The 13,707-nt window shown below is 69.7% G+C and carries 11 protein-coding genes; 5 read left to right on the top strand and 6 right to left on the bottom strand.

What is annotated here, in order from left to right:
- Positions 1-106: 106 nt before the first annotated feature.
- A complete protein-coding gene (locus OG588_RS29405) occupies positions 107-655 on the bottom strand; it encodes a hypothetical protein (protein WP_405949914.1) in 549 nt (182 codons plus the stop codon).
- Between the two features lie 64 nt (positions 656-719).
- On the opposite strand from OG588_RS29405, the gene OG588_RS29400 reads away from it, so the two are divergent.
- Both OG588_RS29400 and OG588_RS29395 read left to right on the top strand, forming a co-directional pair.
- The gene (locus OG588_RS29400) at positions 720-1,454 is read left to right on the top strand and encodes a hypothetical protein (protein ID WP_405949913.1); all 735 of its coding nucleotides are present in this window, start codon (positions 720-722) and stop codon (positions 1,452-1,454) included.
- 3 nt (positions 1,455-1,457) lie between these two features.
- Positions 1,458-2,135 (top strand): formylglycine-generating enzyme family protein, encoded by a 678-nt coding sequence (locus OG588_RS29395; RefSeq protein ID WP_405949912.1) that lies wholly within the window; start codon positions 1,458-1,460, stop codon positions 2,133-2,135.
- A gap of 13 nt (positions 2,136-2,148) precedes the next feature.
- Here OG588_RS29395 and OG588_RS29390 read toward each other — a convergent pair whose 3' ends face one another.
- Together OG588_RS29390 and OG588_RS29385 are read right to left on the bottom strand one after the other, a co-directional pair.
- A complete protein-coding gene (locus OG588_RS29390) occupies positions 2,149-3,381 on the bottom strand; it encodes an FAD-dependent oxidoreductase (protein WP_405949911.1) in 1,233 nt (410 codons plus the stop codon).
- Between the two features lie 92 nt (positions 3,382-3,473).
- A complete protein-coding gene (locus OG588_RS29385; protein ID WP_405949910.1) occupies positions 3,474-4,745 on the bottom strand; it encodes an ATP-grasp domain-containing protein in 1,272 nt (423 codons plus the stop codon).
- Between the two features lie 197 nt (positions 4,746-4,942).
- Here OG588_RS29385 and fahA point away from each other — a divergent pair, with 197 nt between their 5' ends.
- Together fahA and OG588_RS29375 are read left to right on the top strand one after the other, a co-directional pair.
- Entirely contained in the window at positions 4,943-6,157 is a 1,215-nt protein-coding gene (gene fahA / locus OG588_RS29380; RefSeq protein WP_405949909.1) for a fumarylacetoacetase, read from the top strand.
- Between the two features lie 231 nt (positions 6,158-6,388).
- Complete coding sequence (locus tag OG588_RS29375; RefSeq protein ID WP_405949908.1) at positions 6,389-7,327, top strand: M56 family metallopeptidase; 939 nt, start codon at positions 6,389-6,391, stop codon at positions 7,325-7,327.
- Positions 7,328-7,522: 195 nt separating this feature from the next.
- Here OG588_RS29375 and recQ read toward each other — a convergent pair whose 3' ends face one another.
- Entirely contained in the window at positions 7,523-9,610 is a 2,088-nt protein-coding gene (gene recQ / locus OG588_RS29370; RefSeq protein WP_405949907.1) for a DNA helicase RecQ, read from the bottom strand.
- 255 nt (positions 9,611-9,865) lie between these two features.
- On the opposite strand from recQ, the gene OG588_RS29365 reads away from it, so the two are divergent.
- A complete protein-coding gene (locus OG588_RS29365) occupies positions 9,866-10,405 on the top strand; it encodes a hypothetical protein (RefSeq protein ID WP_405949906.1) in 540 nt (179 codons plus the stop codon).
- A 72-nt stretch (positions 10,406-10,477) separates the two neighbouring features.
- On the opposite strand, the gene nuoN is transcribed toward OG588_RS29365, so the two are convergent.
- Together nuoN and OG588_RS29355 are read right to left on the bottom strand one after the other, a co-directional pair.
- Complete coding sequence (nuoN, locus tag OG588_RS29360; RefSeq protein WP_405949905.1) at positions 10,478-12,136, bottom strand: NADH-quinone oxidoreductase subunit NuoN; 1,659 nt, start codon at positions 12,134-12,136, stop codon at positions 10,478-10,480.
- A complete protein-coding gene (locus tag OG588_RS29355) occupies positions 12,133-13,704 on the bottom strand; it encodes an NADH-quinone oxidoreductase subunit M (protein WP_405949904.1) in 1,572 nt (523 codons plus the stop codon). Before OG588_RS29355 ends, nuoN begins: the two co-directional genes overlap by 4 nt.
- Positions 13,705-13,707: the final 3 nt, after the last annotated feature.

Here is a 13,707-nt window from a genome sequence, read left to right as displayed (position 1 = left end):
CCCCCCACCCACCCCACTCCAGAAAAGTGTGACACTTTCCGCCAACCTGTCACACTTCCCCAGCTAGGGTCCCCCGGGCATGCGGAGGGAGACAGCATCGCCGTACTCAGGGCTGAATAGGCTCGCCGGGAGCCCGAGCGGGGTCATAGTACGTGCGAGCGAACGCGTCGTTGGCGCGGTGCACGGTGTCTGGTTCAGGCGGCGCCGGCCACACGCTGAGGAAGTGCTCTTCCACCGGGGTGTCGCCTTGATGCGCGTCGCCTTCATCGCGTCCACGCGCCTGCACGCGGACGCGATACCAACCCGCCCCGGCCATCGCGAAGTTCCCCGCATCCTTCTGCAGACCTCCGCTCCATTGGAACAGTTGCAGGACGCCACTCGTACTGCAGATACTCACGTCCACCACGGTCTCCCACTCCTCACCCGGCAGCGGTGGTTCAGCCGCGCACTGCCGGGTGGTCAGACGTATCCAGCCGGTGTGTGTGCCGGCGTGCACCGTGAGATGTTCCGGGCCCCCTGCCGCCAGGCTGTTCCCCGCGAAGATCCGCTGGACCGTGTCGGTGTCGTCGTACACGCTGAGAAACTCGTCGCCCTGCAGGTAGTACTGCCCATAAGCGACGAACATGCGATCCGAAGTCCACGTCGTGTAGCGCATCCACCGGATCATGCCCTGCCCCACTGACAACGCGCGGCGAAGACCTGGAATGCATCATCGAGGCATGTTCACCCCCGAACAACGCGACCGCACCCGCGCCCAACTCCTCGCCCACGCCGAGTCCGACGACTCGATCACCGGCTTCGCCTACACCGGCTCGCACGCCACCGGCACCGGCGACCGCTGGTCGGACACGGACATCGTGCTGGCGGTACAAGGCGAGGTCGCGGACACGGCGAACCGCTGGACGACCTGGATCTACGACGAGTTCGACGCCCGTCACCACTGGGACCTGAACGTCGGCGCCACCACCGTCATCCGCGTGTTCCTGCTGCCCGACTGGGTGGAACTGGACCTCACCTTCGCCCCGGAGTCGGAGTTCGGCGCCCGGGGTCCGGCCTGGCAGACACTCTTCGGCACCCCACACGAGCAGCCACCGTTTCCCCCGCCCGACCGCGACACAGTGATCGGCTTCGCCTGGCACCACGCCCTGCATGCCCGCATCTGCCTTGAACGGGGCCGCAGTTGGCAAGCAGCGCACTGGATCAACGCCCTGCGCGACCAACTGATCACCCTGGCCTGCCTACGCCTCGGCCTCCCCTCCGCCTATTCAAAGGGCGCCCATCTGCTGCCCGACGAAGTCACCACCCCACTGGAGTCCACCCTCATCCGCTCCCTCACGGACCCCGAACTCCGCCGCGCGCTCACCGCAACGATCACAGCCACCACAACCGAACTGAACCTCTCCGACCCCCAACTCGCCGCCCGCCTGCACCCGATGCTCACGGAGCTGACGTAACTCATGGGCACAACCACCCACATCGACCTCACCCACGTCCCACCCGGCCGGGCCACCCTCACCGACCGCCGCACGCAACGGAGTTGGACGGTCGACCTCGCCCCCTTCCACCTCGGCACCCTCCCCGTCACCCAGGCGCAGTACGCCCAGGTCACCGGTGAACACCCGAGCACCGCACAGGGCAACGACCGTCTCCCCGTGGAGACCGTGTCGTGGCGGGACGCGGTGCTCTTCTGCAACTCCCTTTCCCAGCAGGAGGAGTTGACCCCGGCGTACGACTTCGACGCCCAAGGCGAACCCGTCCTACGCGAACCCTCCCCCGACGGCTACCGCCTCCCCACCGAAGCCGAGTGGGAGTACGCGTGCCGGGCCGGGACGAGCGGCCCGCGCTACGGCCCCCTCGACGACATCGCCTGGCACCGCGGCAACTCCGCCGAGCGCCCCCACGAACCGGGCACCCGACTCCCCAACCCCTGGGGCCTGCACGACATGCTGGGCAACGTATGGGAGTGGTGCTGGGACCTCTACGACCCCGAGGTCTACGGCACCTACCGCGTCCTGCGCGGCGGCGGCTGGTTCGACGAGCACTGGAGCTGCCGCGCCTCCGTACGCCGCCGAAGCCACCCGACCTTCCGCGTGGACGACGTCGGCTTCCGCGTCGCCCGCTCCCCAACGAGCTGAGCCCAGTCGCCAACTACCCGTGCGCGGCGGCCAGATGCTTCGCCAACCGCGGCGACGCGAACTCCGTCCCGCACACGAACCGCATCACCGGCCCGTACGACGACGCCGACGGCAGCCCCGTGAAGTAGACGCCCGGCACGGACGACACATACCCGGCGCCAAGTTTCGGCGTACCCCGGCTCACCGCCAGCTGGGTCCGCAGCTCATGCCCGAGGAAGTCCATCGCCGCGATGTCCACCCGGTACCCCGTCGCGGAGATGACGTGATCGGCGGTGAGTTGCTGCGTCCCTCCGCCCGGCGTCGCGACGGTGAGTACCGGGCCGCCGTTCGCCGCGCCCGCGCCCCCGTCCGGCTCCGCCCGTACGATCCGCTCGACCTCGCTGACCTGCACCTTCCCCTCGAACCGCTCACGCAGCCACCACGCCCCGAGCGGCCCGAGCACCCGGCGGACCAGGTAGTGCCGGGTCTGCTCGGGGAGGTAGCGGTACGGCTGGGGGTAGTAACTCAGCGCCCACAGCGACCACGCCCGCCCGAACGGTGACTCGGGGCGCAGCTTCGGCTGCTTCCACGGCGGTGCGCCGAAGGCGACCCGGCCGTGCCCGCGCGAGACGATCCGCACGTTCGCGCCCGCCTCCGCCGCCAACGCCGCCGTCTCCAAGGCGGATTGACCGGCACCGACGACGATCAGCTCCTTGCCCTTGAACCCGCTCAGGTCGTGGTGCTGCGAACTGTGCGAGACGGGACCGGTGGGCGCGGGCCCGTCGACCGCCGCCGCGGCCAACTCCGGCGGGAGATGGGCGAGGCCGGACAGCCCGGTCGCGACCACGACCGCCCGCGCCGTGAACAACTCCCCCGAGTCCAGCTTGAGTTCGAAGCCGCTACCCTTGTTCCGGCCGACATTCCGGTCGATGGAGACGACCCGCACCCGCTCCAGCTCGGGCACCAGCTTCTGCTGGAACCACTCGCCGTAGGCGATGAAGGTCTCCACCGGGATGATGTCCTCGTCGGTGACCAGGCGGGCGATGCCGGCCGCGTCGCAGTAGTCGACGAGGTTGTGGCCGGGCTGCGGGGCGTCGAGGTTGGAGGCGGCCGGAGTCGACTTCAGGAGCATCCCGGCGGGCATGTGGTCCCGCCAACTGACCATGGGCTCGCCGAAGACACGGACCGGAATGCCGCGCGCCCGCAGATGCGCGGCGGTGGAAAGGCCGAACGGCCCGGCGCCGATGACTGCTACCGGTTGAATCACGAAGTCCCTCCCCAGGACGTCAATTCGTCACTTCGTGCCGGGGCCGCTGCTCGAACTCGCGTGCCCCTTGCGCTACTTGCTCGCTGCTGGAGTTACTGCTTGCCGCTACTGGTGCTGCTGCCGCGCCGGTTGGTGCGCCACAGCTGATACAGATGCCTCGCGCCCGGCCGCACGAAGCGGGCCAGCATCGTGAAGAACGGCCGCAGATCGTCACCCGCGAGCCAGGCCAGCTCCGTCCCGCTCGCCGTCGCCGGTGCGTGCGGCGTCGTATAGCCGCTGCGGCGGTAGGCGAGGAGGGCGGGCAGGTCGATGTTCTCCACGATGTACCGGTGTCCGGCGCGCTGTTCCCCCTCCGGGACGGAACGGCCGGTCAGGTCGAGGTGCATGGCGCGGACCACGTCCACCCCCGACTCGTTCTCGAAGAGCCGGAACTGGGCGCCCATGCGGGGGTTGAAGTCGAGCAGTTTGTACTGACCGTCGCGCCGGTCGAAGCGCAGGTCGAGGTCGATGATTCCGGTGAAGCCGATCTGTTTGATGAAACGTGCGGCGAGGTCCGCGAGTTCCGGATTGTCGACTACATATGCATTTGCCGTCATGCCCGCGTGCGGCGGCCAGGAGCGCACCTTCACGCCGGTGAACAGGGCGAGCGGGGTCGAGTCCTGGTCGAAGTACGCGTGCACGATCCAGTCCTCGGCGTCCTCCCTCGGCAGGTACTCCTGGAGGATCACCCCGGGATGCTCGCCCCAGTCCCGGGCGAGCGTGAGCAGCCCCTCGCGGGTCGCGATCCTCGTCGTACCGTTCACGGCCGGCCGTGAACGCCGTACGAACGCCTCCCTGTTCTTGGCCACGATCGGGAAGCGGGCCTTCTCCGCGAAGTCGACGATGTCGTCGTGCGACTGCGGGAAGGCGGCCGCGGGGCTGGGTATGCCGTGTTCCACGCAGAGTTCGTGCAGGCCCTGTTTGCTCGCGAGGTGACGCGGCAACTCCCGTTCCACACGCGGGAAGAGGAAGCGGGAGCCGAGCGTGTCCTGGTGCTCGGCGATCAGGACGGCGGCCTCCTCGTCGGTGGGGATGAGGACCGTGGGCCGACCGATACGGCGGCCGATGCGCAGCAGGCCCTCGACCAGTCGCCCGGGTTCCTCCGTGCCGGTCGTCGGCCACACGAACGCGCGCTCCAGATAACGGGACGCGGCCGCCGGCGTGTAACGGTCCTCCGTGATCGCATACATCGGCACGCCGAGGCGCCCGAGACTCCGGATCGCGCCCACCCCACCGTGATGCAGCGGATAGTCGCCGAACTTCACGATCAGGCCCGGCACTTCGCGGTCGGCCTCGAAAGGCACACTGCTGGTGCGCTTGGCCACGGGTCCCCCCACGTGTCCCCCCTACAGACCGGACCCACCCCGTCCGTGTCCCCCAAAGGACGCTAAGCCGGAATTGCCTCCTCCGACAAGGCCTTTTCGGACATTGCGAACTCTTTAGACACTGCCGGTTCCCGCAACTCACCCGTAACGTGTGGCGCGGCCACATGCGAGTACGCACGAGAGTGAGGCAGCACCTGATGCCCCCCTTCGATCTTCCCGAGGGCGACCCCTTCGGCCCGCACAACCTTCCCTACGGCGTCTTCTCGCCCGCCGGCTCGGACCGACGGACCGTCGGCATCCGGCTCGGCGACCACGTGCTCGACGCGGGCGCGGCGGCGGAGGCACTCGGCTCCCCGTACGTCTCCCTCCTCGCGCACCCCACCCTCAACCCATTGCTCGCCGCGGGCCACACGGCCTGGTCCGACGTCCGCCGCGCGCTGACCGCGTGGGTGACGGTGCCGTCCCACCAGGAGACGATCACCCCGTATTTCCACCCGCTCTCGTCGGTGACCCTGCACCTCCCCTTCGAGGTCGCGGACTACGTCGACTTCTATGCCTCGGAGAACCACGCCCGGAACGTCGGCCGCATCTTCCGCCCCGACGCCCCCGACTCCCTGACCCCCAACTGGAAGCACCTGCCGATCGGTTACCACGGCCGCTCCGGCACGATCGTGGTCTCGGGCACGGAGGTCGTACGCCCCTCCGGCCAGCGCAAGTCCCCGTCCGACCCCGCGCCGGTCTTCGGCCCGTCGGTCCGCCTGGACATCGAGGCGGAGGTCGGTTTCGTGGTCGGGACGCCGTCGACGATGGGCGAGCCGGTCGCCCTCGCCGACTTCCGCGAACACATCTTCGGCCTCTGCCTCCTCAACGACTGGTCGGCACGCGACATCCAGGCCTGGGAGTACGTCCCCCTCGGCCCGTTCCTCGGCAAGTCCTTCGCCACCTCGGTCTCGGCGTGGATCACCCCGCTGGACGCGCTGGAGGAGTCGCGAGTAGCACCGCCGGAGCGCACCCACAACCTCCTCCCCTACCTGGACGACTCGGCCGAGGAACCCGGCGGCTACGACCTCCGCATCACCGTCGCGATCAACGGCCACACGGTCTCCGAGCCACCGTTCTCCACCATGTACTGGACGGCCGCACAGCAACTCGCCCAGATGACGGCCAACGGCGCCTCCCTGCGCACCGGCGACCTCTACGGCTCCGGCACGGTCAGCGGCCCGACGGAACGCGAGCGGGGTTCGCTCCTGGAACTGACCTGGAACGGCCGCGACCCCCTCGAACTCCCGGACGGCAAGCGGACGTTCCTGGAGGACGGGGATGTGGTCACGCTGTCGGCATGGGCCCCGGGCGCGGACGGCACGCGCGTGGGCCTGGGCGAGGTCACGGGCCGGATCGTGGCGCGGGACTGAGACCGCGGGGACGGTGAGGTCGGCGGAGTCCGAGGCGCGGGGGCCGGTGGGTGTGATGAGTTCGGTGGTCTCTGTACACCTGACTCCGACCGCCCGTGCAGTCATACTGACGGCGGGCAGCACACACGTCAGGTGCGCGCCCTCGGGTAAAGCCGCACCCGCGCCTGCTGATCGTTCCGTTCCTCCCCTTCCTTCCGTTCGTTCCGCTGACCAGGATCCGGAGCCCGTGGCATGACTGTCTGCCTGCTCCTGCTGAGCGTCGTCGCCCTCTCGGCCGCCGTGCCGGCTCCGCGCGCGCTGACCCGGGCGCTGTGGCCCGAACGGGAACCCGTGATCGGCCTGTGGGTGTGGCAGTGCCTGGTCGCCACGGTCCTGCTCTGCTGCCTGGCCGCCCTGGTCCTGGGCGCGGCCGCCGTCTTCCACACCGTCCGCGATCATGTCTTCGCCCCCGCTCCCCCGGCCGTCACCGCGGCCTACGACCTCTCCGCCGCCCCCGTCTGGGCGGTCGCCCTCACGCTGTCACTCGCCTGCGGCGCCGCCTGGACCACCGCGATGCTGGCCCGCGAACTCGCCGAGGCCCGCCGCCGCCGAGGCCAGGCCCGCGCCCACCTCGGCGAACGCGCCCCCGACCTACCGGCCGGCCTCCCCCCGGCGCGCGGCCCCTTGCTCGTCCTGGAGGACGAGTACCCGGACGCCTGGTGGATGCCCGGCCATCCGCCCCAACTCGTCGTCACCACAGGCGCGTTGCACCGTCTCACCGGCCACCAGCTCGACGCGGTCCTGACCCACGAACGCGGTCACGCCCGCGCCCACCACGACTGGCTCCTGCACCTCTCGACCGCACTGGCCTCGGGCTTCCCGCACGTACCCCTGTTCGCCCACTTCTGCGACCAGACCCACCGCCTGGTCGAGCTGGCCGCCGACGACACGGCCTCCCGCCAATGCGGCCACCTGACCACGGCGTTGGCGCTCATCGAGCTGAACAACCACCGAGGCGTCCTCTCCTGCGCCTCCAGCCACCGCCTCCTGGGCGAACGCGTCAACCGCCTCCTGGACCCCCGCCCGAGGCTCGGCCGCCGTCACCGGGCCCTGACGACGACGGTGGCGACCCTGGTCCCGCTGCTGCCCCTGCTGATCGTGTTCGCACCGGGGCTCACGGCACTGGGCTGAAACCCCGGTCTCACTGTCCTGGGCTGAGCGCCAGGCGCTGCCGTCCCTGGGCCGACGGCCGAAGCAGGCTCCCTGCACCCCGGCCCCGGACTTACGACGTCGCGCCGACACTCCCAGCCTGACCGCACTGGGCTGAGGAACGTACCGGGGACCACCCACGCCCCAGTCCGGGCCCCAACACCCCGGTTCCCAGCCCTACATCCAGTCCTCGGGCTCCGGCTCCTCATCCATCTCCGGCCAGTAATCCGCCCCGGGATCAACATCCTTCGCCACCCGACCCGACGCGGACGCCGACGCCTGTACCCGCGCCGGTGCTGGCGTCCGCGCCGGTGCTGGTGCCTGCACTTGCACCGCAGCCGGAGCCGAAGCCGGAGCCACGACCGGCGCCTCACCCAGCCCCGCCAGCACCCCGATCACGCCTTCCCCGTACGTGGCCAGCTTCTTCTCGCCGACCCCGCTGATCTCCCCGAGCTGCCCCACCGACGTGGGCCAGATCGTCGCGATCTCCTTGAGCGTGGCGTCGTGGAAGATGACGTATGCCGGAACTCCCTGCTCACGCGCCTGTTCCGCACGCCAGGCGCGCAGCGCCTCGAAGGCGGGCTGCAACGCCTCGGGCAACTCCACCGCCGCGGCCTTGGCCTTGCGCTCACCCCGGCCCGAGGACGAGGACCCCGACCGCGAGGAGCCCGCGGGCTTCTTCGGCTCCTTGCGCAGCGGCACGTCCCGCTCGCGCCGCAGCACCGTGCCGCTCGCCTCGGTGAGCACCAGCGTGCCGTACTCCCCCTCGACCGCGAGCAGCCCCTGCGCCAGCAACTGCCGTACGACGCCCCGCCATTCACCCTCGGCCAGGTCCTGGCCGATGCCGAACACGGACAGCTGGTCGTGGTCGAACTGGATCACCTTGGCCGACCGGCGACCCATGAGGATGTCGACGATCTGCAGGGCGCCGAACTTCTGGCCCCGCTCCCGCTGCAGCCGCACCACCGTCGACAGCACCTTCTGCGCGGCGACCGTGCCGTCCCAGGTCTCGGGCGGAGTGAGGCAGGTGTCGCAGTTGCCGCAGCCCGCCGCGTCCGGGTCCTGGCCGAAGTAGGCGAGGAGTTGGCCGCGTCGGCACTGCGCGGTCTCGCACAGCGCGAGCATCGCCTCCAGGTGGGAGGCGGCCCGGCGGCGGAACGCCTCGTCGCCCTCGCTGGACTGGATCATCTTGCGCTGTTGTATGACGTCGTTCAGGCCGTACGCCATCCATGCCGTGGAGGGCATTCCGTCACGCCCGGCACGACCCGTCTCCTGGTAGTACCCCTCCACCGACTTGGGCAGGTCGAGGTGGGCGACGAACCGTACGTCCGGCTTGTCGATGCCCATGCCGAAGGCGATGGTCGCGACGACGATCAGCCCGTCCTCGCGCAGGAACCGGGACTGGTGCGCCGCGCGGGTGCCCGAGTCGAGGCCCGCGTGGTACGGCACCGCCTCGATGCCGTTGCGCGACAGGAACTCGGCGGTCGTGTCCACGGACTTGCGCGACAGGCAGTACACGATCCCCGCGTCGCCCGCGTGCTCCTCCCGCAGGAAGCTCAGCAGCTGCTTCTTGGGGTCGGCCTTCGGCACGATCCGGTACTGGATGTTGGGCCGGTCGAAGCTCGCCACGAAGTGCCGGGCGCTCGGCATGTTCAGCCGCTGGGTGATCTCCTTGTGCGTCGCGTCCGTGGCCGTCGCCGTGAGCGCGATCCGCGGGACGTCCGGCCACCGCTCGCCGAGCACCGAGAGGGACAGATAGTCGGGGCGGAAGTCGTGACCCCACGACGACACACAGTGCGCCTCGTCGATCGCGAACACCGAGATCTTGCCGCGCGAGAGCAGGTCCAGCGTGTTGTCGAGCCGCAGCCGCTCCGGCGCGAGATAGATCAGGTCCAGCTCGCCCGCCAGGAACTCCGCCTCGACCAGGCGCCGCTCGTCGAAGTCCTGCGTCGAGTTCATGAACCCGGCGCGCACCCCGAGCGCCCGCAGCGCGTCCACCTGGTCCTGCATCAGGGCGATCAGCGGCGAGACGACAACTCCCGTACCGGGTCTGACCAGGGACGGGATCTGGTAGCACAACGACTTGCCGCCGCCGGTCGGCATGAGGACGACGGCGTCTCCGCCCGCCACCACATGCTCGATGACCTCTTCCTGCTCGCCGCGGAAGCTGTCGTAGCCGAAGACGCGGTGGAGCGTGGCCAGCGCCTCGCTCTCGCCCTGTGCCGCCGGCGTCCGTACTTCGGTCGTCACAACCGTCCCGCCCATCCCGTGCATCGCTCGTCCCCCGTACGTCGTCCCTCGACCACTGCGTCCACGATAGGGCTCCGCGCTGACAGCGTCGGAGTTATCCACAGGCTGGCGGCCGTTACCGAGTGTGGTCATTCGAATGGCGCCCATCACATGGCGCGACTACTGCGGCCGGAACATGCTGCTCGGGCGGGACCGCGGAGGCCCGCCACGCCCCGAACGGACGGCGCGCCGTGCGTGCGGACGCCTCCCGAAAGTCCAAGGAGCCCCACCATGTCCCCTCGGTCCTCACGGTCCCGTCGCCCCCTGCGGAGCGCCGTCACGACCGCGATCACGGTGGCGACGGCCGCGGCCGTCGCACTGATCGCCGCCCCGGCCCACGCGGCGTCCGACCCAGACCCGTCGGTGTGGACCGAGCTGAGCAAGACGACTCAGGCCACCGCCAAGTACGGGTACGAGGGGTCCGCGGCGAGCGGCGGATACGCCCGCACCGACACCTGCGTCGCCGACCCCGCCGAGGGCGGCATGGGCTACCACTACGTCAACCCGGCGAACATCGACTCGGTCGATCCGCAGAAACCGGCGGCCCTCGTGTACGCGGACGGGTCCGACTTCACCGACGGGCGCAAGCTGGTCGCGGTGGAGTGGATCGTGAAGGACTCGGGTCAGGCGACCGCGCCGACGCTGTTCGGGCAGACCTTCCAGAAGGACCAGCTCCCCGGCTACTTCACCCTGCACGCCTGGCTCTACAAGCCCAACTCGGCGGGCCTGTTCGCCGCTTGGAACCCCGAGGTCGTCTGCCCGACGGTCTGACCGCACGCACACGAAGGCCCCGGCTCCCTCGAAGGGAACCGGGGCCTTACGCGTGTGCTCAGCAGCCTGCGCTCAGCGGACGAAAACCCCCGCCTGGTTCGCCAGGTCCAGGAAGTACTGCGGGGCCACACCGAGGACGAGCGTCGCCGCCACGGCCACCCCGATCGTCGCCATGGTCAGCGGGGACGGCACCGCGACGGTGGGACCGTCGGGCCTCGGCTCGCTGAAGAACATGAGCACGATCACGCGGATGTAGAAGAACGCCGCGATCGCCGAGGAGAGCACACCGACCACGACCAGCGGGGCCGCGCCACCGGCCGCCGCCGCCTTGAACACGGCGAACTTCCCGGCGAAGCCGGCCGTCAGCGGAATGCCCGCGAAGGACAGCAGGAACACCGCGAACACGGCCGCGACCAACGGCGACCTCCGCCCGAGCCCCGCCCACTTCGACAGGTGCGTCGCCTCGCCACCGGCGTCCCGTACGAGGGTGACGACCGCGAACGCGCCGATCGTCACGAACGAGTAGGCACCCAGGTAGAAGAGCACGGACGAGACACCGTCCCTGGTGGTCGCGATGACACCCGCAAGGATGAACCCCGCGTGTGCGATCGACGAGTACGCCAGCAGCCGCTTGATGTCGGTCTGGGTGATCGCGACGATCGCGCCGCCCAGCATCGTGATGATCGCCACGCCCCACATGACGGGCCGCCAGTCCCAGCGCAGGCCCGGCAGCACGACGTAGAGCAGGCGGAGCAGCGCTCCGAAGGCGGCGACCTTGGTCGCGGCGGCCATGAAGCCGGTGACCGGGGTCGGTGCGCCCTGGTAGACGTCGGGCGTCCACATGTGGAACGGGACCGCGCCCACCTTGAAGAGGAGCCCCATGACGATCATCGCGCCGCCGATGAGCAGCAGCGCGTCGTTGCCCATGGTGTCGGCGAGGGCCGGGTTGATGTTGGTGATGGAGCCGTCGACGACCTGCGCGATCGTGGAGTACGACATCGAGCCCGCGTAGCCGTAGAGCAGCGCGATGCCGAACAGGGTGAACGCGGAGGCGAAGGCGCCGAGGAGGAAGTACTTGACCGCCGCCTCCTGCGACAGGAGCCGCTTGCGGCGGGCCAGGGCGCACAGGAGGTAGAGCGGGAGGGAGAAGACTTCCAAGGCCACGAACAGGGTCAACAGGTCGTTGGCCGACGGGAAGACCAGCATGCCGGCGACCGCGAAGAGCAGGAGCGGGAACACCTCCGTGGTGGTGAACCCGGCCTTGACCGCCGCCTTCTCGCTGTCGCTGCCGGGCACGGACGCACCCTGCGCGGCGAACGAGTCGACCCGGTTGCCGTGTGCCTCGGGGTCGAGCCGCCGTTCCGCGAAGGTGAACAGGCCGACCAGTCCGGACAGCAGGATCACGCCCTGCAGGAACAGTGCCGGTCCGTCGACCGCGATCGCGCCCATCGCCGCGATGTGCGCCTTGGTGGTGCCGTACCCGTCCGCCGCGAGCGCCACAACCGCCGCGAAGGCGGCACAGAGCGCTACGGCGGACACGAACACCTGGGCGTAGTAACGGGACTTGCGCGGGACGAACGCCTCGATCAGGACCCCGATGAGCGCCGCACCGAGGATGATCAAAGTGGGCGACAATTGCGCGTACTCGATCTTCGGCGCGGGGATCTTCGCGATCGGGTCGGCCGCACCGGCCGCCGTTGTCCACAGGCTGTGGACGGCTGTTGCGCTCACTTGGCCGCCTCCACCGAGGGCTTGGGATCCTTCTTGTGCACGTCGGACAAGGTCTGCTTGACCGACGGGTTCACGATGTCCGTGACGGGCTTCGGGTAGACGCCCAGGAAGACCAGCAGCACGATCAGCGGGGCGACGACCAGGAGTTCACGCGGCCGCAGGTCCGGCATCGAGGCGACCTCGGGCTTCACCGGGCCGGTCATCGTCCTCTGGTAGAGGACGAGGGTGTACAGCGCGGCGAGGACGATGCCGAAGGTCGCGATGATCCCGATCGCCGGATAGCGCGAGAACGTGCCGACCAGGACCAGGAACTCACTCACGAAGGGCGCGAGTCCCGGCAGCGACAGGGTGGCCAGACCGCCGATCAGGAAGGTGCCCGCGAGCACCGGGGCGACTTTCTGCACCCCTCCGTAGTCGGCGATCAGACGCGAGCCGCGCCGCGAGATCAGGAAGCCGGCGACGAGCATCAACGCGGCTGTGGAAATACCGTGGTTGACCATGTAGAGCGTCGCGCCGGACTGGCCCTGGCTGGTCATCGCGAAGATGCCCAGCACGATGAACCCGAAGTGCGAGATCGACGCGTACGCGACCAGCCGCTTGATGTCCCGCTGCCCGACCGCGAGCAGCGCGCCGTAGATGATGCTGATCACGGCGAGGACGAGGATGACGGGCGTCGCCCACTTGCTGGCGTTCGGGAACAGCTGGAGGCAGAAGCGGAGCATCGCGAAGGTGCCGACCTTGTCGACAACTGCCGTGATCAGTACGGCAACTGGTGCCGTCGCCTCGCCCATCGCGTTGGGCAGCCAGGTGTGCAGCGGCCACAGGGGCGCCTTCACCGCGAAGGCGAAGAAGAAGCCCAGGAACAGCCAGCGTTCGGTGTTGGTCGCCATGTGGAGCGTGCCGTTGGCTCGCGCCTGCGCGATCTCCGCGAGCGAGAAGTTCCCGGCGACTACGTAGAGGCCGATCACGGCCGCCAGCATGATGAGCCCGCCGACCAGGTTGTAGAGCAGGAACTTGACCGCCGCGTACGACCGTTGGGTGGCCGCCGCCTCGTCGCCGTGCTCGTGCGCGCTGTCCCCGAAGCCGCCGATGAGGAAGTACATCGGGATCAGCATGGCTTCGAAGAAGATGTAGAAGAGGAAGACGTCGGTGGCCTCGAAGGAGATGATCACCATCGCCTCCACCGCAAGGATGAGGGCGAAGAAGCCCTGGGTGGGCCGCCAGCGCTTGTTGCCCGTCTCCAGGGGGTCGGCGTCGTGCCAGCCGGCCAGGATCACGAACGGGATCAGCAGGGCGGTGAGCCCGATGAGCGCGACCGCGATGCCGTCCACGCCCAGCTCGTAGCGGACCCCGAAGTCGGCGATCCAGGCGTGGTTCTCGGTGAGTTGGTAGCGGTCGCCGCCCGGGTCGAAGCGCACCAGGACGGTGATGCCCAGCGCGAGCGTCGCCAGTGAGACGAGCAGCGCCAGCCATTTCGCGGCGGTGCGCTGCGCGGCCGGGACGGCGGCCGTGGCCACCGCCCCGAGGGCCGGGAGCGCCGCCGTCGCTGTCAGGAGGGGAAAGGACATCGG

This window comes from Streptomyces prunicolor (assembly GCF_045162825.1).
Lineage (GTDB): Bacteria > Actinomycetota > Actinomycetes > Streptomycetales > Streptomycetaceae > Streptomyces > Streptomyces prunicolor.
Note: the sequence above shows the minus strand (reverse complement) of the source record. Positions and strands in the feature narration are given on the sequence as shown.

Coding starts and splice junctions, on each gene's coding strand:
- OG588_RS29405 (WP_405949914.1), bottom strand. CDS start 655: ATGCGCTACACGACGTGGACTTCGGATCGCATGTTCGTCGCTTATGGG.
- OG588_RS29400 (WP_405949913.1), top strand. CDS start 720: ATGTTCACCCCCGAACAACGCGACCGCACCCGCGCCCAACTCCTCGCC.
- OG588_RS29395 (WP_405949912.1), top strand. CDS start 1,458: ATGGGCACAACCACCCACATCGACCTCACCCACGTCCCACCCGGCCGG.
- fahA (WP_405949909.1), top strand. CDS start 4,943: ATGCCCCCCTTCGATCTTCCCGAGGGCGACCCCTTCGGCCCGCACAAC.
- OG588_RS29375 (WP_405949908.1), top strand. CDS start 6,389: ATGACTGTCTGCCTGCTCCTGCTGAGCGTCGTCGCCCTCTCGGCCGCC.
- recQ (WP_405949907.1), bottom strand. CDS start 9,610: ATGGGCGGGACGGTTGTGACGACCGAAGTACGGACGCCGGCGGCACAG.
- OG588_RS29365 (WP_405949906.1), top strand. CDS start 9,866: ATGTCCCCTCGGTCCTCACGGTCCCGTCGCCCCCTGCGGAGCGCCGTC.
- OG588_RS29355 (WP_405949904.1), bottom strand. CDS start 13,704: ATGTCCTTTCCCCTCCTGACAGCGACGGCGGCGCTCCCGGCCCTCGGG.